Origin of the sequence: Micromonospora globbae (genome assembly GCF_036184225.1) — a bacterium.
Classification (GTDB): Bacteria; Actinomycetota; Actinomycetes; order Mycobacteriales; family Micromonosporaceae; genus Micromonospora; species Micromonospora globbae.
The window spans coordinates 2,274,514-2,292,453 of the sequence record NZ_CP108084.1 but is presented as its reverse complement, the minus strand read 5'-3'; the positions used below and the strand labels follow the sequence as shown (position 1 = coordinate 2,292,453).

The following is a 17,940-nucleotide window of genomic DNA, read 5'->3' as shown; positions in this document are numbered from 1 at the left end:
CGTGCCCTCGGACCTCAGGCGGCGAGATCCGGCCGCTTCGCGGCGGCGACGAACGCCGTCCAGGTCGCCGGGGTGAAGGCGAGGACCGGGCCGTCGGGGTCCTTCGAGTCGCGTACGGCGACGACGCCGGGGAGGTTGGTGGCGACCTCGACACAGTCCCCGCCGTTGCCGCCGCTGCGCGTGCTCTTGCGCCAGACGGCGCCGGTCAGGTCAGTCATGTCGCATCTCCCCGATGACCCGTTTGATCATGTCCCTCGATTCTGCCTCTCCGAGCGCGAGCGCATCCAGCCCCTTCCAGACCCGCTCGTAGGCGGCCAACTCATCGGCCTTGTCGAGATAGAGGGCTCCCGTGAGTGACTCGCTGTAGACAACCGACGGCTCGGGTGCCGCCCTCCCGCCCTTCGTGGCGGGGAAGTCCAGGATCACGAACGATCCGGCCACCGCGCCCGGCTGGGGGCCGGCCGACAGCGGCAGTACTCGGATGGTGACGTTCGGCAGGTCCGACATCGTGATGAGGTGGTCGAGCTGGGCATGCATGATTCCCGGCCCGCCGACGGCCCGCCGTAGGACCGCCTCCGAGAGCACCTGCGTCACCTTCGGAGGTGCGGGAAGGCGACGCGTCAGCAGGGCCTGTCGTTGCAACCGCACCTCGACGGCTCGCTCCCGATCCTCCTCGTCGGCCTGCGGGCGGTCCAGCCGATAGACGGCCTGCGCATACTGGCGGGTCTGGAACAGGCCCGGAATCAGCGACTCGTCGTACCTCCGTAGGTAGGCGGCGGCGGATTCCAGGCCGACGTACAGTTCGAACCAGCTCGGCACCGCGTCGCCGTACGCGTGCCACCAGCCCTTCGACTTCGTCTCGGCGGCCAGGCCCTTCATGGCCTCGGTCATCTCCGCCGAGACGCCGTACAGCTCGCACATGGCCTTGACGTCGAGCACCCGCACCGGGCCCATGCCGCTCTCGATGCGCCAGATCTTCTGGCGGCTGTATTCGAGGGCGTCGGCGGCGGCGTCGAGGGTGACGCCGGCCTCGGTGCGGTACTGCCGCAGCAGCCGCCCGAGCTGCCGGCGCGGCACGGTAGATCCGATGTCCTCGGCCATGCGAACACTCCCTGGTTCCGTCCTGCAACACTGCGTGACGTCGCCCTGCAACCTCTACAGGTTTCAGTAAAGAAAGTCAATACATCTCAGCGAAAATGCGCTGTGGAACGTTGCATGTGGACGGCGTCGTGTCACAAGCTGACCACCAACAGCTGTGCTGCCGTACCGCTGAACGAAGCTGCGGTGGCACGGCGGGGTGGGGCCGGTCGCGGGGGAGGGCGGGGGCCTCACCCCATCCAGCCGACGACGGAGAGGCCACGATGGATCAGCGAACGGGCCGGGGGAGCGCGCGGTGAGCCGACGGTACGTCATCCACCTGCCGGTGGTCGCCAACGACCTGCCCGCGGCCCAGCGGCTGGCCCGGGTCGTGGGCCGCTGGATGACCGTGCTGCCGATGATGGACCCCGGCGGGACCACGGTGTCGACGGAGGACGACCAGAACGTACGCCACTGGGTCTTCTGCGACGCGCCGATGCCCGGCGGCCGGCGCTGCCTGCTCCGCCCCGACCACGACGGCGAGTGCTCCCGCCGCCTCCGCCACTGACCCTTCGATCAGCGCACCTCGTCCAGCGGCACGTCGGGATCGGCCAGCCGGTCGAGGTCCACCGGCCGGGCAGCCGCGACCAGCCGCCGGATCTGCGGGACGACGTCCCACACGTTGACGTTCATGCCGGCCAGCACCCGCCCGCCGGCGGTCCAGAAGGCGATGAACTCGCGCTTGGCCACGTCGCCCCGGACGACGACCCGGTCGAACTCCCCGGGCGGGGCGTGCCCGACGTACTCCATTCCCAGGTCGTACTGGTCGGTGTAGAAGTAGGGCAGGTCGTCGTAGCTGACGGGCTGCCCCAGCATGGCGCGGGCCGCGGCGGCGCCGCTGTGCAGCGCGTTGGCCCAGTGCTCGACGCGCAGGCGCCGGCGCAGCACGGGATGGTAGGCGTTGGCGACGTCCCCGGCGGCGTGGACGTCCGGGTCGGCCGTCCGCAGGGACGCGTCGACGAGGATGCCGTTCTCGACGGCGAGGCCGGCCGCCGCCGCCAGGTCGGTGTTCGGCCGTACGCCCACGGCGACCACCACGGCGTCGGCCGGCAGTTCGGTGCCGTCGGCCAGCAGGACCGAGGAGGCGCGCACGTCCCCGCGGATCTCGCGGACCTCGGCGTCGAAGTGGAAGGTGACGCCGTGGTCCCGGTGCAGGTTGGCGAACACCCGGGCGATCTCGTCGCCGAGCACCCGGCGCAACGGCAGGGCGGCGGTCTCGACCACGTCGACGGTGGCGCCCCGCTGCCGGGCGGCGGCAGCGACCTCCAGGCCGATCCACCCCGCCCCGACGATCACGACGTGCGCGCCGTCGACCAGGGCCGCGGCGATCCGGCGGCTGTCGGCGAGGGTACGCAGGCGCAGCACCCCGTCCAGGTCGGCCCCGGGCGCCGCGAGGTCGCGCGGCGTGGCGCCGGTGGCCAGCAGCAGCCTGTCGTACGCGATGTGCTCACCGTCGGCGAGCCGTACCACCTTCGCGGAGCGGTCGACGGCGACGGCGCGGGCATCGGTGCGCAGGTCGACGTCGTGCTCGGCGTACCACCCGGCGTCGTGGACGAACACGCTGTCGGGCTCGGCGCTGCCGGTCAGCAGGCCCTTGGACAGGGGTGGCCGCTCGTACGGTCGGTCCGGCTCGTCGCCGACCACGACGATCCCGCCGTCGAAGCCCTCCTCCCGCAACGTCTGCGCGGCCCGCGCGCCGGCGAGCCCGGCTCCCACGATCACGAAGCTGGTCTTCGACATCGGTCCGGTCCTTCCGTGTGTGCGTCAGCGGGGGCCGACCCCGGCCAGCGTGAAGAACTCGGCGCGCGAGCGGTGGTCGTCGCGCAGCGTGCCGAGCAGGGTGGAGGTGATGGTGCTGCTGCCGACCGCGCGGACACCGCGCAGCGTCATGCACAGGTGTTCGGCCTCGACGACCACGCCGACCCCGCGCGGGCGCAGGTGGTGGGTCAGCCAGTCGGCGATCTGCTTGGTCAGCCGCTCCTGCACCTGCGGGCCGTGGGCGAACAGCTCGACCACCCGGGCCAGTTTGGACAGCCCCAGGATGCGCTCGCCGGGCAGGTAGCCGACGTGCGCGACGCCGACGAACGGCAGCAGGTGGTGCTCGCAGACCGACCGGATCGGGATGGCCCGGGCGAGCACCAGTTCGTCGTAGCCCTCGTCGTTGTCGAAGGTGGTCAGCTGGAACTCGCGCGGGGTGAGCAGTTCGGCGTAGGCGCGGGCCATCCGACCGGGGGTGTCGGCGAGGCCGTCGGCGGAGGTGTCGACGCCGAGCGCGGCCAGGAACTGGGCTGCCGCCCGTTCGGCGGCGGCCAGGTCGCGGCGGGGGCGCTGGTGCTGCACCCGGAGGGCGGTGACGCTCACGTCAGCGGCCTCCCCGCGGTCGCGGGCGCTTCCCGGTCGTCGGGCCGTCGTGGGTGATCCAGGTGCATGACGAACCCCCAGAATGTTTTCGCCAACGTCCGTTGGTGTTATCGAGGATGCTGCCCCAGCGAGTCCGGAATTTCAATAGCGTTCGCTGGTGATAATGTCGGGGCTGTGAGCACCGGGGAGCGCTGGAGCGCGATGGCCGCGCTCGTCGACCGGTCCCGGCGGGCGCTGTACGACTACGTGTGCCGGGCCGACCACCCGGTCACGCGCGAGGAGGCGGCCGAGGCGCACGGCATGTCCCGCAACCTCGCGGCGTTCCACCTCGACAAACTCGTCGAGTCCGGGCTGCTGCGGGCCCGCTACCAGGCGCCGGCCGACCAGCCCCGGGGCCGCGGCCGGACGCCGAAGGTCTACGAGGCGGCCGGTGACGGCCTCGCGATCACCGTTCCCGAGCGGCGCTACGAACTCATCGCCGAGATCCTCGCCGACGCGGTCGCCGACGACCCGCACGACGCCGACCAGGCCGCGCGGCGGCAGGCCCGGCGACGTGGCCGGGACCTGGGCGCGCAGGTACGCGACTGCGGAGAGGACCTCGTCGCCGCGCTCGCCGGCCTCGGCTTCGAGCCCGAAGCCTCCCGCGACCACGTGCTGCTGCGCAACTGCCCGTTCCACGCCCTGGCCACCCGGCAGACGGCCCTCGTGTGCGGGCTCAACCACGCGTTCCTCGCCGGACTGGTCGCCGGCGCGGGACGCACCGACCTGCTGCCCCGGCTCGCGCCACGTCCCGGTGCCTGCTGCGTCCGGCTCGACGCGGCCCCCGAGCGTTAGCGACGTTCCGGTGAGGTGCCGGTGGTGTCCACAACGCCGCATCTCCCGGAAGGTGCGAATCGTCGTCCCGATGGTCGGTGCCGTGGTTCGCGACGCCTACCCCGCCGTCGACGGCAGCGCGTCGGCGAGTTCGGCGATGACCTCGGCGTGACAGCGCTCCGGCACGCACCAGCAGCCGAGCCGCCGCCCCCGTAGCCCCGGGAGCAGGGCGAGCAGGTCGGGTCGTCCGAGCAGGTACGCGCGGTACCGCGCGACGACCTCCTCCCGCGTACCGTCCGGGCCGGGACGGTACGGGCTCGACAGCGGGGAGGCCGGAAGGCGCCAGCCGCCCCGGTACATGGCGCGCCCCACGTAGACCACGTCGGCGTACGCCGGGTCGTCGCGGTGGCCCTTCAGGTTCACGACAGTGGTCGGGGGCATCACTCGGCTCCTCCGGTTCCGGCCGGCGCACCGGCACCCGGCGGCCGTCCGGCCGTCGCCGCGCCGCGCGCCGTCCACCGATTCGTCGTACCCGCAGAGTACGACTGGCGGTGACCGATGAGTTCCGACCTGGCGGAGAGTCTTACCCGGGGCACCACTGACCTGAACGGAAGGATGCGGAGATGAGCGGCGTACGAGTGCTGGTCGGCACACGCAAGGGCGCGTTCGTGCTGACGTCGGACGGCAGGCGCGGCGACTGGACGGTCGAGGGACCGCACTTCGGCGGCTGGGAGATCTACCACCTCGCCGGGTCGCCGGCCGACCCCAACCGGATCTACGCCTCCCAGTCCGGCGGCTGGTTCGGGCAGTTGATCCAGCGCTCCGACGACGGCGGGAAGACCTGGAACACGGTCGGCAACGACTTCGCCTACGCCGGCGACGTCGGCGACCACCTCTGGTACGACGGGACCCCGCGCCCGTGGGAGTTCAAGCGCATCTGGCACATCGAGCCGTCCCGCGACGACCCCGACACCGTGTACGCGGGCGCTGAGGACGCCGCCCTCTACCGGTCCACCGACGGCGGCCAGAAGTGGACCGAGCTGACCGGCCTCCGGACGCACCCCACCGGGGCGTCGTGGCAGCCCGGGGCCGGCGGCCTGTGCCTGCACACGATCATCCTGGACCCGGCGCACCAGGGCCGGATCTACACGGCCATCTCCGCGGCGGGCGCGTTCCGCAGCGACGACGGTGGCGACAGCTGGCTGCCCATCAACAAGGGCCTGCGCTCGGGGGAGATCCCCGACCAGGACGCGGAGGTCGGCCACTGCGTGCACCACATCACCCAGCACCCCTCCCGGCCCGACACGCTGTTCATGCAGAAGCACTGGGACGTCATGCGCAGCGACGACGCCGGAGCGACCTGGCGCGAGGTGAGCGGCAACCTCCCGTCCGACTTCGGCTTCCCGATCGCCGTGCACGCGCACGAGCCGGAGACGATCTACGTCGTGCCGATCAAGAGCGACTCGGAGCACTACCCGCCGGAGGGGAAGCTCCGCGTGTACCGCAGCCGCACCGGCGGCGACGAGTGGGAGCCGCTGACCACGGGGCTCCCGCAGGCCAACTGCTACGTCAACGTGCTGCGGGACGCCATGGCGGTCGACACGCTCGACCCGTGCGGGATCTACTTCGGCACCACCGGCGGCCAGGTCTACCACTCGGCCGACGGCGGCGACACCTGGGCGCCCATCGTCCGGGACCTCCCGCCCGTGCTCTCCGTGGAAGCCCAGGTGCTGCCGTGATCCGGGTCGTCCTCCCGGCCCACCTGAAGACCCTCGCGCACGTCACCGGGGAAGTCGCCATCGAGGTGACCGGGGACGGCCCGGTCACCCAGCGCCGGGTGCTGGACGCCATCGAGGCGCGCTACCCGATGCTGCTCGGCACCATCCGTGACCGGCACAGCGGCAAGCGCCGCCCGTTCGTCCGCTTCTACGCCTGTGAGGAGGACCTGTCCAACGAGTCACCCGACGCGCCGCTGCCCGAGCGGGTCACCAGAGGCGAAGAGCCGTTCATCGTCCTGGGCGCGATGGCCGGGGGATAACTCCGCCGTCCCGGATGCAACCGCACGCCACCGCCGGCCGTCCAACACGTCGGGGCCGGCGGTGGCCGGTGTGGCGAGAGGACGGGTGAAGCGATGGGCCGGCGGGGTTTCCTTGCGGCGACGGTCATTGTCGGGGCGCTGCTTGCGGGCTGCGCCGGCGAGGACGGGGCGCAACCGTCTCCGCCGGTCGCCGAGCAGCCTCTCACGGCGACACCGGCCCCCGTGGATCCCACAGCGCTGATCGGCAACTGGCACCTCGTCGGGGTGGCCGAGGAGCCCCAGGGCGTCCTGCGCGTCGCTCCCCACCAGATCCAGCTCTTCGGCCGCTGCGGGATGCACACCGGCTCGTGGCGAGCCGACTCCGGCGGCCTCTTCGTCGCCGCCATGTTCGGCATCTCCGGGCCCCGGCGGGGCGACGGCTGCACCGCCGACCCCCGTCAGCTCGTCGGCTGGTTGCAGCGGGCCACCGGATACCGGCTGGAGGGCGACACGGTGGTGCTCATCGACGAGGCGGGTGCCCAGGTCGCTCGGCTGCGTACCGGAGCGACGCCGACGCCGGGGCCGCACCTGGCACCCTCCGAGGTGGCGCCGCCCACGCTCACCGACGAGGACCGGCGGCGGTTCGCGCCCGCGGCCGCGCTGCCGGCGAACCTGCGCCCCGTCGACCCGACCCGGCTCGTCGGCAGATGGGCGCCGGCCCGCGGGCCCGAGACGGTGTACGTCGAGTTCCGCGCCGACGGTGAGTGGCGCGGCTCCGACGGATGCAACGGTCAGGGCGGACGCTGGGTGGCCGGCCCGGGAGGCGCGCTGCTCGCCACGTCCGGGCCCAGCACGCTGATCGGCTGCGAGGGGGAGCCCGTCGGGGCCTGGCTCTCGTCGTCCTGGCGGGCCGGCCTGGACGGCGAGACGCTGGTGCTCCTCGACGCCGGGGCGGGGGAGATCGGGCGGCTGCGCCCCGCCGGCTGACCCCGGGCAGCGCGGCGACGACCGCTACCAGACGAAGATGCGCGGTACCGGCCGGACGGGCCGCGGTGGCGGCGGCGCGATCCGGGGCGCCGGCCGGTACGTGTACGGCGGACGCTGGTAGCCGCCGAGATCCGGCGGGTAGTAGCGGGGGAGCGGGGGCAGTTCCGGCACGAGCAGCTCCGGAAGGCGCAGCTCCGGCAGGGGCCCCGGCCGTCCCGGACGCGCCTGGGGCGGCCGGCGGGCCTTCAGGGTCTCGGTCACCTTCCGGTCGATCAGGGTGGGACCGTTGCGCAACGACGCCAGCGTCTGCCGGTGCCTCTCCGCCAACCGCTCCGCCCGGGGCGTGGCGTCGGCGACGGACCGGCGGACGTCCGTCTGGTCGACGATCACCGCGGCTTCCCGCGCGACGGCCGCGTCGAGGTCCTGCGGGCTGCGGACCGCGACGCCGACGAGACGGTCGTACGCCCTGCCGATCCGGTCCTGGAGCACCTGGTCGGCGGCGTCGGCGAAGGCCTGCAGCAGCGGCTCCATGATCGGGACGGCCTCGGTGAGCGGTCGGGTGAGCGCCAGGATCCGTTCGCTGACGACCTTCTCCAGGTGCAGCGTCACCTTCCTGCGCCCGTCGGCGACGAGGTCGATCCCGCCGCCGCCCGGCCGGTCGGCCAGAGCCCGGCGGCTGGCCTCGATCTGCTCCGGTGTCACGTCCCCCGGCAGGTCCCGCCGCCCGGTCGACTCGACCCGCAGGTCGCCGTCGAGCGCGCCCAACCGGGTCCGTCGGGCAGTCTCCTCCCGGACCGCCGCGTCCACGGCGGGGACGCCGACCGCGTACCGGCGCCGCGTCTCCTCGGCGTGTGCCCGCACGGTGTCGGCCAGGTCGGCGATCGTCGTCTGCTCGCTCAGGGCGTCCCGGTACGACGGTGGGAAGGTGGCGAGGACCTTCGTGTACAGGCCGCTCGTCACGCGGGTGGACAGGTCCGCCTCGACCTTCGCCGTCACGTCCGCGTACCCCTGCTGGGCGACCTTGAGGCGCAACCGCAGGTCATCCGCGGGCACGCCGAGGTGCATGCCGAAGAGGGAGAAGGACGCGAGCGTGGCGAGGCCCGCCGCGGCCGGCCCGCTGTAGCGGGTGTAGAACTCGGTGCCGCGGTGGAGCCCGTGCGCCGTCCGGAACCGCCACCCGTGCCCGGCGTCCGGGCGCCGGTGGCGCGTGCCCCTGGCCAGCAGGAGACAGGTCAGCAGGTGGACGCCGACCAGGACGCCGAGCACCACCGACTCGCTCAGCTTGAGGTTGTCGGAGAAGAACGACGACGTTTCCTCGAAGGCGCGCTGGAGGGCGATGAGCCGGTCGGTGCTCGCGGTGCCGCCGAACGATTCGACCCAGGCCGCCAGGAGGCAGTAGAAGGTGGTGGCGACGCCGATCGGCACGAGGTACAGGACGCCGAGCGCGCACAGGTGGTAGCGGAGGTCCGCCCCGTCGCGTACGTGATCCAGGCCGAGCCGCCGCCGCACCGAGCAGGCGTGGCCGGCGCAGAGCAGGACGAGCCCCCAGATCGCGCCGGCGAGCAGGCCGTACCAGGTGATCGCGGTGAGGGCGACGGTCAGGGCCACGAGCAGGCCGACCGCCGTCACCCTCCTCAGCTCGATCGTCGTCATCCTGTCCTCCCCGGGAGCAGGGCGGCCACCTCCCTCCAGGAAATCACAGCTGGTAAATGGATCGCTGCGTCGCGCTCCCGCCCAGCTTCCGCGATCTTGCACTTCGTGCCCCCGATACGGGCGTTTCATCCCGGTTCGCCGGGGCGGAAAGTGCAAGATCGCGGGAGGGGATCGGGGGCGCGGCGCTGTGATCGGGCACACGATTTTTCCCTCTTGGAAACTTTGCCGGAAAAGCAAGTTTCGCGGATAGTGGTCGCGTGACCTCGGACGTTGGCCTTCGCGAGCGCAAGAAGCGGGCGACCCGCGCGGCGCTGAGCCAGGCGGCATGGTCGCTGATGGTGGAGCGCGGGATCGACGCGGTGACCGCCGAGACGGTCGCCGCGACCGTGGACGTCTCACCCCGGACCTTCCGCAACTACTTCTCCAGCCGCGAGGAGGCGATCCTCGACGGGATCGTGCAACGCGCGTCCTCGCTCGTGGAGGCGCTGCGCGCCCGGCCCGCCGACGAGCCGGTGTGGGACTCGCTCGCCCACGTCCTGCCCGAGGCGATCACGAACGTGCTCGGCGACCGGGACGACATCGCCGTGCTGGTGCGCGTCTCCGCGGCGAACCCGGCGCTGCTGGCCCAGCAACTGACGGTGTTCGCCCACGTCGAACGGCTCATCGCCGAGGTCATCGCCGAGCGGACGGGCGCCGACGTCGAGCGTGACCTCGCCCCGCACCTGCTGGCGGCCGTGCCCGGAGCCCTCATGCGGGCGGTCGTCACGTTCTGGGCCGACGGCGACACCGACGCCAGCCTCCCGGACCTCGTCCGGGCGAGCATCACCCAGCTGCGCGACGGCCTCCCGCTCGGCCGCGCCGCACCGGCCACCTGAACCCGGCGCCCGCCGGCCCGGCCGACGTGCGCGTCACGCACGGCACCGAGCCGGAGCTGACCCGCCTCCCCTCCCGTGGGGCCGCCCGCCGGCGGCGAGGTCCCACACCTGCCCAACCCTCGTCGTGAAAGGACCGCCGTGGGCGCCGACGACCGCGGGACCCGCCCGCACCCCCTCCGGGAGCTGCTGCTCGTCGCCGCGCTGTTCCTGGCGTACAAGCTCGGACGGCTGGTCGCGGTCGGGGACCTCTCCAGCGCGTACGCCAACGCCACACACGTCTGGGGGCTGGAGCGCGCCGTGCGACTGCCCGACGAGGCCACCCTGCAGGGGATCCTGCTGTCGCACGACCACCTGGTCCGCGCCGCGAACCGCTTCTACGCCTCGGTGCACTTTCCCGCCACCGCGGCGCTACTGCTGTTCACGTACCTGTTCCGGCCCGCCCTGTACCGGTGGGCCCGGACGCTCCTCGCGGCGCTGACCGCCGTGGGCTTCGCCATCCAGGCGCTCGTGCCCATGGCGCCGCCGCGGCTGCTGTCCGCCACCGGAGTGCTCGACACGGGAAAGCTCGTGGGCCCCCGCGCCTACGGTGATCCCGCCACCGACACCCTCTCCAACCAGTACGCCGCCATGCCCTCCCTGCACGTCGGCTGGGCCGCGGTGGTCGCCATCGTCCTGGTCGCCGCCGGCCGCAGCCGCTGGCGGTGGCTCTGGCTGCTGCACCCGGTGCTCACCCTCGCCGTCGTCGTGGTGACCGGGAACCACTACTGGCTCGACGCCGTCGCCGCCCTGGCCCTGCTCGGCACCATCCTGCTGCTTGCACCGGGACCGCGGACCGCGCCGGCCGCCCGGGCGGCGACCGTGCCCGGAACGCGGACGGCGATCGCGCTCGCGACCCGCGCACGGGCGGCGATGACGCCCGCCATCCGATGGGGGAGGGCGGCCGCACCCGGGACGGCGGCCGTATCAGGGAGGGCGACTGCTCCCGGGAGGGCGGCAGCATCAGGGACGGCGACCCCACCCGGGACGGCCTTCGCGCCCGCCCCGATGCCGCGGACGGCGCCTGTCGTGCCTCCGGCGTCGACGGTCGTGGATCCGGCGCCGTCGCTGGCCGCCGTCACCCGGACCGGGTCGCCCGGCGGCCACCCGGCGATCCCGGGCGGCCCCGGCTGGCGTACCGCCTCACGCCCGTTGGAACCCGAGCCGGCCGTCACCGAGGGGGCCTGAACCCGTCCGGTGCTCGCCCCGCCGTCAGGCGGGCTGCTCGGCCGCGGTGGCGCCCGCCGCAGGGCGGTCGGGGCCCGGCTCACCGGCCGGGTCGGTCGGGTCCGGGTCCGGTTGCTCCGGTGCGGCCCGTTCGGGCGGGTCGCTCAACTGCTCGCGCAGGTAGTTCCAGATCACGGCGACCAGCGCGGCGGCCGGCACCGCCAGCAGGCTGCCCACGATGCCGGCCAGGCTGCCGCCCAGCGTCACCGCGAGCAGGACGACCGCCGCGTGCAGGCCGAGCCCGCGGCTCTGCACCATGGGCTGGAAGACGTTCCCTTCGAGCTGCTGCACCGCCACGATGATGGCGAGCACGATGAGCGCGTCGGTCAGGCCGTTCGACACCAGTGCGATGAGGACGGCGACGAACCCGGCGAACAGGGCACCCACGATGGGGACGAACGCCGCCACGAACGTCAGCACGGCCAGGGGCAGCACCAGCGGCACCCCGACGATCCACAGGCCGAGGCCGATGAAGACGGCGTCCAACAGACCGACGAACGCCTGGGACCGCACGAACGCGCCCAGGGTGTCCCAGCTGCGGGCCGCCACGGTGGGCACGTCCACGGCGAGGCGGCCGGGGAGCTGGCGGGTGAGCCAGGGCAGGAACCGGGGGCCGTCCTTGAGGAAGAAGAACATGAGGAACACCGCCAGGACGGCGGTGACGACCCCGTTGACGATCGTCCCCACACCCGTGACCGTGGCGGTCACGATGCTGCCCACGCTGTCCTGGACACGGGCGACCCCGGCGTCGAGCGCCTCGCTGATCTCGTCGTCGCCGATGTTCAGCGGCGGGCCGGAGGCCCACTCGCGCAGGTGCTGGATCCCGTCGACGACCCCGTCGGCCAGCTCGCCGGACTGCGACGCGACCGGCACCGCGATGAGCACCACGATCCCGGCGGCGGCGAGGAGGAACAGCAGGGTCACGGTCGACGCGGCCAGCGCCGGGCGCCAGCCGTGCCGGCGCAGGAAGCGGGCCAGCGGCCAGGTCAACGTGGTCAGGAGCAGGGCGATCACGAGCGGCCAGACGACCGACCACATCCGGCCCATGATCCACAGGACCACCCCGGTGCCCAGCAGGACCAGCAGCATGTCCAGGGAGACGCGTGCCGAGGCCCGCAGGGCGGCCCGCGTCTTCGAGGCGTTCAGCGAGGAAGGCATCGGCATAACCCTAGACATCCTCGTCGAGCCGGCGCCGCCCGGCGTCGTAGAAGAGCGGTGACCGGCATCACGGACCGCCGACCGGCGCACGGACGAGCGGTGACCGGCATCGCGGGCCCGCGCCGCCCCGCGTCACGGACGAGCACCGGCCCGCGTCACGGGCCGGCGTACGTCGCCCGAAAGGGCGTGCGACGCGGACACGGCGGTGTGGTGCCGGGGCCGCGCCCCGACACCACACCCGTGCTCCGGCCCGGCGACGCCGGGCCCACCGGCGCTACTCCAGCGGCGGCAGGTTCGACGGCGGCAGGCTCGGCCCGAGGTCAGGGGCGGTCTCGGTGGAGACGACCCGCCGGGGCGGCCAGGTGACCCCGCGCGGCGGCCAGGACTGCCGGGTCCGCTCCAGGAACCACTTCGGCGGCTCGTACAGGGGCAGCTCGTAGTCGTTCGGCAGCATGCTCTTCCACTTGATCTTCGCCGTACGCCGCTCGAACTCCTCCTTCATCTCGGCGATGACCGTCGGCTGGGTCAGCAGATCGACGGTGGTGGCGGCCAGGTACTTGGCGGCGGCCAGCATGGACACGTGCCCGGCGTGCGACGCCGCCGTGGCGGTGTGGTGCCACGAGTGGTTCTTCGTGCCGCCGGGCTGGTGGGCGGTGCCCATGGAGATGGTGGGCACCTGCCAGCTGATGTCGGCGACGTCGGTGGAGCCGCCGCCCATGAACACCGGCGCCGGGGGCCGGAGCTCACTGATCGTGGAGGAGAAGCCGGTCTCCGCCGACCCGTTCGACCTCTGCAACGCCTTGCCGAAGCGCTGGTCGGCCTCCGAGAACGTCGGCGCGCCGACCTGCGTCATGTTGGCGTACATCAACTCGGCGCCGCGCTTGTTGCCGAGCTTGTTCCAGACGCCGCCCATGATGCGGTACTGCATGCGGGTGCCGGTGGCCAGGGCGGCCGCCTCGGCACACTTGACGATCTTGTCCATGAGGATCTTGGCGCGGGCCGGGCTGCCCTCCCGCGCGTAGTACCAGATGCTCGACAGCGTCGGGAAGACGTTCGGCGCCTGCCCGGTCTGGCGGATGGCGTGGTGCATGCGGGCGGTGTGGGCCATGTCGCTCTCCCGCAGGAACTCGGTGAGCATCGCCATCGCCGTGACCGCGTCCTGGGTGGAGCGGGTGCTCAACGGGGAGCCGCCGTGGCCGTCGGTGCCCAGGAACTGGAACGCGACGCTGTACATCGCGTTGCCCGAGCCCCAGCTGGTGCTGTTGCCGGTGGCCGGGTGCCAGTCGACGAAGGCGTCCAGGCCCCGGTAGACGCCCGCCTTCACGGCGACCGACTTGCCGACCAGCTGCTCCTCGGCCGTGGAGCCGAAGAACTTGATGGTGCCGTCGAGGTTGCGGGCCTTCATCGCCTTCGCGGTCGCCACCGCCGCGCCGGCCGCCGCGGCGCCCAGCGCGCAGTGCCCGCAGCCGTGGCCGAAGCCGTACGTGGGCGAGTAGGGGTCGTGGTGGTAGACGAGCGGGGAGTGCTGCGGGTTGGACTTCTCCTGCGACAGCCCCGGCAGCGCGTCGTACTCACCGCTGAAGCCGATCACCGGCTTGCCGGTGCCGTTGCTGAACGTCGCCACGAACGCGGTGGGCATGCCGCCCGACCCCCACTCGATCGTGAAGCCGTTCGCCTTCAGGAACTGCGCCTCGGCCCACGACGAGTTCCACTCGGCCAGGGAGGGCTCCGCGTACTCCCAGATCCGGTCGTTCAGGCCGATGATGCGGTCGGACTCGCGGTCGATCCACGAGAGGGCCGCGTCCTTCGCCTGTGAGTCGACGGCCAGACCCGTCGGCGCCTCGTAGTTCACGGGATCGGCCGGCATCGTCGCGGGGTCGAGCGCGAGATCCGACGCGGCGGCCAGGGCCGGGTCCGACGTCAGGATGGGAGCGACCGCGAGCCCGGCGCCGGCGGCGCCGAGGAGCCCGAGCAGATCGCGACGGCTGTACCCGGACGAATCGAGATGATCGGTTTCACACACGTTGCTCTCCTCGACCAGAAGCTGATCAACCGGACAGTGACAGCGGGTCGTCGGCATGCCGAAATGGTGAGCAACGGGCAATCCGAAATGGAGGATCCCGCGGAGGAGTGACAAATTGGGGGTCGACGGAAAAGGGCATGACGTTGAGCCGACTGTCGATTGGACGCAACGGGCGCCCACCGTCCCCACTGTCTGTTTACCTGAGAGTGTCACCAGCTCGCGCTGGCTTCCCCCTTCGGTGAGCGGCATACGCCGCTGCTCTCCAGTGGCGCCTCGGAACTGCAGTACCTGGGCCTGAGAGATTCCGGGAAGTTGCTCCTTCGGCGCCTCCCTTGGCCAGAGGGAGGACTCTCCTGCAGCTCCTCAAACGGCTAGTGTCGATCCAAACCAACAGGGCCCGCGGATGTCAACCCTCATCCCATGGTTGCCCGTAAAAGATTATTACCGACGCCAATGCGTATCTGGTCGTGAACCCGCACGGTCGGTGGTGCGGTCGCGCGCCGCGCCACGCCCGGCCGCCGGGAGCGGTGTCGCGGGTGTCCGGCGCCGGGGCGCCGCTTCGACGTACCGGTGGCAGGCACCGCCGTCGAAGGGATCGCCATGACCACGAAGCAGTTGTCGCCGGGCCGCGTCCGTCACCTGCGGTGGATACCGCAGGTGCCGCTGGCGCTCGCGATGGTCGCCGCAGGAACGGCCAAGCTCGGCGGCAATCCCGCCATGGTGGCGATGTTCGACGACATCGGCGCCGGGCAGTGGTTCCGCTACGCGGTGGGCGCACTGGAGGTCGCCGGCGGGGTGGGCCTGGTGATCCCCCGGCTGGCCGGCTACGCGGCGCTCGGTCTCGTGTGCCTGCTGGCCGGCGCGGTCGTCACCAACGTGGCCGTGCTCCGTACGTCGCCGGTGGTCGCGCTGGCGCACCTGGCCGCCGCCGTGCTGGTCGCCTGGCTCCGCCGCCCGCCCCTCGTGTCGCGGAGCGATCACGCGCGCCGGCCGTGACCCGGCCTGCGATCAGGGCGAATATCTGTTGATCTCTATTGCCCGTCCGCCCCACGAGTGGTAGTCATGTCGGAGCGGGTTGATCACCGAGTGGTCGGGGAGGTGGCGATGATCGTTGTCGTCCCCTGGCCGAACGGCGGGCACCGCGCCGCCGCCCGACCCTGCGCCGGCGCCTCCGGCGCACCTCACCCACGCGCGACCGGCACCGCCGGGTCCGTCCGGTAGGGACAGGCCGCCGTGCTGGGAGTCCGCGAACCGGCAGTCGCCGCGGCGCCTCGGGCGCCGACCCCGCGGATGCCACGAGCCGATCCACCCGGATCGCCCCACCACCGCACCGTCCCTTTCGAGAAAGGTGGACCACCCCCATGGACCACGCGCAGAACGACGGGCTGAGCCGGCGCCGCATCCTGGGCGGCGCAGCCGGACTGGCCGCCGGCGCCGCCGCCGTCGCGGCGGGACTGCCGACCGGCGGCGCGACCGCGGCCGGGAAGGGCGGATCCGATCTCGCCCGCTGGCGCCGGCAGGCGGCACACGTGACGATCACCCGCGACGACTGGGGCATCCCGCACGTGACCGGCAGGACGGACGCCGACGCCGTGTTCGGGATGATGTACGCCCAGGCCGAGGACGACTTCAACCGGATCGAGCGCAACTACCTGGTGAGCCTCGGCCGTCTCGCCGAGGCCGAGGGCGAGAGCGCGATCTGGCAGGACCTGCGCCAGCGGCTGTTCATCGACCCCGAGACCCTGAAGAGGTACTACGCCGCCTGCCCCGACTGGCTGCGGAAGCTCATGCAGGCCTGGGCGGACGGCCTCAACTACTACCTCGCGACCCACCCCGAGGTGCGCCCGCGCGTCATCACGCGGTTCGAGCCGTGGATGCCGCTGAGCTTCTCCGAGGGCAGCATCGGCGGCGACATCGAGCGGGTGCCGCTCAGCCAGCTCCAGGCGTTCTACGAGGGGCGTTCGGCGCCGATGACCGACGAGGAACGCGGGTTGCTGTTCCGCGAGCCCAGCGGCTCCAACGGCATGGCCATCGCGCCCAGCCACACCCGTGACGGCCACGCGCTGCTGCTGATCAACCCGCACACCAGCTTCTTCTTCCGCTCCGAGCAGCACGTGACCAGCGGCGAGGGGCTCGACGTCTACGGCGCGGCCACCTGGGGCCAGTTCTTCATCTACCAGGGCTTCAACGCCCACACCGGATGGATGCACACGTCCAGCGGCGTCGACAACGTCGACGAGTTCGCCGAGACGATCGTGACCGGGCCGGACGGCCGCCGCTCCTACCGGTACGGCACGCGGCTGCGGCCGGTGACCACGAAGACGATCACGCTGTCCTACCGTACGGCCGAGGGCGGGCTGGCGCGCCGGCGGTTCACGACGTACGCCACCCACCACGGGCCCATCGTGCGAGAGGCCGACGGCAAGTGGATCGCGTTCGCCCTCATGAACCGGCCCGTCGAGGCGCTGCAACAGAGCTTCCTGCGCACCAAGACGCGCGACTACGCGAGCTACATCGCCGTGGCGGGGCTCAAGGCCAACAGCTCGAACAACACCCTGTTCGCGAGCGCGAAGGGTGAGATCGCGTTCCTGGTGCCGCAGTTCATGCCCGTACGCGAGGACCGCTTCGACTACCGCAAGCCCGTCGACGGCAGCCACCCGGAGACCGACTGGCACGGGCTGCACACCCTGCGGAGCCTCCCGCAGGTGGTGAACCCGAGGAACGGCTGGACGTTCAACACGAACAACTGGCCGTGGACCGCCGCCGGCCCGGACAGCCCCCGGGCGGAGGACTACCCGCGCTACTTCGACCAGGCCGGGGAGAACCCGCGCGGCCCGCAGGCGATCCGCGTGCTCAGCGCCCGCACCGACTTCACGCCGCAGACGCTGATCGAGGCGGCCTTCGACCGGTACCTCACGGCGTTCGCCCGGCTCGTGCCGCAACTGGTCGCCGCGTGGGACAAGCTGCCCGACGACGACCCGCAGAAGTCGGCGCTCGCCGGCCCGGTCGGTCTGCTCCGCGACTGGGACCACCGCTGGAGCGCGGAGTCGACCGCGACGTCCCTGGCCGTGTTCTGGGGTGAGGCGCTGTGGGCGCCCCTGGCGCAGGCGGCCCGCGACGCCGGCATGTCCATGTGGGACTACCTGGCCGAACGCGCCACCGACCCGCAGCGGCTCACCGCCCTCGCGGAGGCAACGAACCGGCTTACGCAGGACTTCGGCAGCTGGCAGGTGCCGTGGGGCGAGATCAACCGCTTCCAGCGCAACGACGGCGCGATCACCCAGACCTTCGACGACGCCAAGCCCAGCATCCCGGTGCCCTTCACCTCCGCGCAGTGGGGTTCGCTCGCCTCGTTCGGCGCGCGCCGCTACCCGGGCACGAAGCGCTACTACGGCACCAGCGGCAACAGCTTCGTGGCGGTCGTCGAGTTCGGGCCGCGGCTGCGCGCCTGGGCGGTGACGGCCGGAGGCGCGAGCGGGCACCCCGACTCGCCGCACTTCAACGACCAGGCCGAACGGTACGCCAACGGCGACCTGCGCCCCGTCTACTTCTACCCGGAGGACCTGAAGGGCCACATCGAGCGGAGGTACAAGCCGGGCCAGTGACCGGCGCGCGGACAGCCCGGCCGGGCCTCGGACGACGGGGTCCGGCCG

General features: G+C 72.5%; 17 protein-coding genes and 1 riboswitch. Of the genes, 9 read left to right on the top strand and 8 right to left on the bottom strand.

Translation table 11 applies throughout. From position 1 onward, the window contains the following. Positions 1-14: 14 nt before the first annotated feature. Both OG994_RS10205 and OG994_RS10200 read right to left on the bottom strand, forming a co-directional pair. Positions 15-218, bottom strand: coding sequence for a DUF397 domain-containing protein (locus OG994_RS10205; RefSeq protein WP_328852972.1), 204 nt, complete (start codon positions 216-218; stop codon positions 15-17). Next, positions 211-1,101 (bottom strand): helix-turn-helix domain-containing protein, encoded by an 891-nt coding sequence (locus tag OG994_RS10200; RefSeq protein ID WP_328852971.1) that lies wholly within the window; start codon positions 1,099-1,101, stop codon positions 211-213. The genes OG994_RS10205 and OG994_RS10200 overlap by 8 nt, the downstream gene beginning before the upstream one ends. Positions 1,102-1,393: 292 nt before the next feature. On the opposite strand from OG994_RS10200, the gene OG994_RS10195 reads away from it, so the two are divergent. Continuing rightward, complete coding sequence (locus OG994_RS10195) at positions 1,394-1,645, top strand: hypothetical protein (RefSeq protein WP_120329313.1); 252 nt, start codon at positions 1,394-1,396, stop codon at positions 1,643-1,645. A gap of 8 nt (positions 1,646-1,653) precedes the next feature. Here the strand turns inward: OG994_RS10195 and OG994_RS10190 are convergent, their stop codons facing one another. Further along, positions 1,654-2,877 carry an NAD(P)/FAD-dependent oxidoreductase gene (locus OG994_RS10190; RefSeq protein ID WP_328852970.1) on the bottom strand — a complete coding sequence of 408 codons (1,224 nt, stop codon included), beginning with the start codon at positions 2,875-2,877 and terminating at the stop codon, positions 1,654-1,656. A gap of 24 nt (positions 2,878-2,901) precedes the next feature. After that, a complete protein-coding gene (gene folE / locus OG994_RS10185; RefSeq protein WP_120329311.1) occupies positions 2,902-3,498 on the bottom strand; it encodes a GTP cyclohydrolase I FolE in 597 nt (198 codons plus the stop codon). A 174-nt stretch (positions 3,499-3,672) separates the two neighbouring features. Here folE and OG994_RS10180 point away from each other — a divergent pair, with 174 nt between their 5' ends. Then, positions 3,673-4,332, top strand: coding sequence for a helix-turn-helix transcriptional regulator (locus OG994_RS10180; RefSeq protein WP_328852969.1), 660 nt, complete (start codon positions 3,673-3,675; stop codon positions 4,330-4,332). A gap of 96 nt (positions 4,333-4,428) precedes the next feature. Here OG994_RS10180 and OG994_RS10175 read toward each other — a convergent pair whose 3' ends face one another. Continuing rightward, on the bottom strand, positions 4,429-4,752 hold the full coding sequence (locus OG994_RS10175) for a DUF4326 domain-containing protein (RefSeq protein WP_120329310.1): 324 nt from the start codon (positions 4,750-4,752) through the stop codon (positions 4,429-4,431). Positions 4,753-4,934: 182 nt separating this feature from the next. Here OG994_RS10175 and OG994_RS10170 point away from each other — a divergent pair, with 182 nt between their 5' ends. From OG994_RS10170 to OG994_RS10160, 3 genes are all read left to right on the top strand, one after another. Next, positions 4,935-6,050 carry a WD40/YVTN/BNR-like repeat-containing protein gene (locus OG994_RS10170; RefSeq protein WP_328852968.1) on the top strand — a complete coding sequence of 372 codons (1,116 nt, stop codon included), beginning with the start codon at positions 4,935-4,937 and terminating at the stop codon, positions 6,048-6,050. Further along, on the top strand, positions 6,047-6,349 hold the full coding sequence (locus tag OG994_RS10165; protein WP_120329308.1) for a MoaD/ThiS family protein: 303 nt from the start codon (positions 6,047-6,049) through the stop codon (positions 6,347-6,349). The genes OG994_RS10170 and OG994_RS10165 overlap by 4 nt, the downstream gene beginning before the upstream one ends. Positions 6,350-6,571: 222 nt before the next feature. Beyond that, on the top strand, positions 6,572-7,315 hold the full coding sequence (locus tag OG994_RS10160; protein WP_328852967.1) for an META domain-containing protein: 744 nt from the start codon (positions 6,572-6,574) through the stop codon (positions 7,313-7,315). 24 nt (positions 7,316-7,339) lie between these two features. Here OG994_RS10160 and OG994_RS10155 read toward each other — a convergent pair whose 3' ends face one another. Continuing rightward, positions 7,340-8,968, bottom strand: coding sequence for a hypothetical protein (locus tag OG994_RS10155; protein WP_328852966.1), 1,629 nt, complete (start codon positions 8,966-8,968; stop codon positions 7,340-7,342). A 257-nt stretch (positions 8,969-9,225) separates the two neighbouring features. Here OG994_RS10155 and OG994_RS10150 point away from each other — a divergent pair, with 257 nt between their 5' ends. Together OG994_RS10150 and OG994_RS10145 are read left to right on the top strand one after the other, a co-directional pair. Then, on the top strand, positions 9,226-9,843 hold the full coding sequence (locus OG994_RS10150; RefSeq protein ID WP_328852965.1) for a TetR/AcrR family transcriptional regulator: 618 nt from the start codon (positions 9,226-9,228) through the stop codon (positions 9,841-9,843). A 138-nt stretch (positions 9,844-9,981) separates the two neighbouring features. After that, positions 9,982-11,067, top strand: coding sequence for a phosphatase PAP2 family protein (locus tag OG994_RS10145; RefSeq protein WP_328852964.1), 1,086 nt, complete (start codon positions 9,982-9,984; stop codon positions 11,065-11,067). A gap of 24 nt (positions 11,068-11,091) precedes the next feature. Here the strand turns inward: OG994_RS10145 and OG994_RS10140 are convergent, their stop codons facing one another. Together OG994_RS10140 and OG994_RS10135 are read right to left on the bottom strand one after the other, a co-directional pair. Next, positions 11,092-12,264, bottom strand: a complete 1,173-nt coding sequence (locus OG994_RS10140) for an AI-2E family transporter (protein WP_328852963.1) — start codon at positions 12,262-12,264, stop codon at positions 11,092-11,094. Between the two features lie 274 nt (positions 12,265-12,538). Next, positions 12,539-14,287: an amidohydrolase gene (locus tag OG994_RS10135; RefSeq protein WP_328852962.1), complete on the bottom strand. Its 1,749-nt coding sequence runs from the start codon at positions 14,285-14,287 to the stop codon at positions 12,539-12,541. A gap of 272 nt (positions 14,288-14,559) precedes the next feature. Continuing rightward, positions 14,560-14,653, bottom strand: a riboswitch (glycine riboswitch). 234 nt (positions 14,654-14,887) lie between these two features. On the opposite strand from OG994_RS10135, the gene OG994_RS10130 reads away from it, so the two are divergent. Both OG994_RS10130 and OG994_RS10125 read left to right on the top strand, forming a co-directional pair. Then, on the top strand, positions 14,888-15,283 hold the full coding sequence (locus OG994_RS10130; protein WP_328852961.1) for a DoxX family protein: 396 nt from the start codon (positions 14,888-14,890) through the stop codon (positions 15,281-15,283). A gap of 365 nt (positions 15,284-15,648) precedes the next feature. After that, positions 15,649-17,892: a penicillin acylase family protein gene (locus OG994_RS10125; RefSeq protein ID WP_328852960.1), complete on the top strand. Its 2,244-nt coding sequence runs from the start codon at positions 15,649-15,651 to the stop codon at positions 17,890-17,892. Positions 17,893-17,940: the final 48 nt, after the last annotated feature.

Bases quoted from the DNA above. Each gene is read 5' to 3' on its own strand.
- OG994_RS10205 (WP_328852972.1), bottom strand. From the start codon at position 218: ATGACTGACCTGACCGGCGCCGTCTGGCGCAAGAGCACGCGCAGCGGC.
- OG994_RS10200 (WP_328852971.1), bottom strand. From the start codon at position 1,101: ATGGCCGAGGACATCGGATCTACCGTGCCGCGCCGGCAGCTCGGGCGG.
- OG994_RS10190 (WP_328852970.1), bottom strand. From the start codon at position 2,877: ATGTCGAAGACCAGCTTCGTGATCGTGGGAGCCGGGCTCGCCGGCGCG.
- OG994_RS10175 (WP_120329310.1), bottom strand. From the start codon at position 4,752: ATGCCCCCGACCACTGTCGTGAACCTGAAGGGCCACCGCGACGACCCG.
- OG994_RS10170 (WP_328852968.1), top strand. From the start codon at position 4,935: ATGAGCGGCGTACGAGTGCTGGTCGGCACACGCAAGGGCGCGTTCGTG.
- OG994_RS10155 (WP_328852966.1), bottom strand. From the start codon at position 8,968: ATGACGACGATCGAGCTGAGGAGGGTGACGGCGGTCGGCCTGCTCGTG.
- OG994_RS10140 (WP_328852963.1), bottom strand. From the start codon at position 12,264: ATGCCTTCCTCGCTGAACGCCTCGAAGACGCGGGCCGCCCTGCGGGCC.
- OG994_RS10130 (WP_328852961.1), top strand. From the start codon at position 14,888: ATGACCACGAAGCAGTTGTCGCCGGGCCGCGTCCGTCACCTGCGGTGG.
- OG994_RS10125 (WP_328852960.1), top strand. From the start codon at position 15,649: ATGGACCACGCGCAGAACGACGGGCTGAGCCGGCGCCGCATCCTGGGC.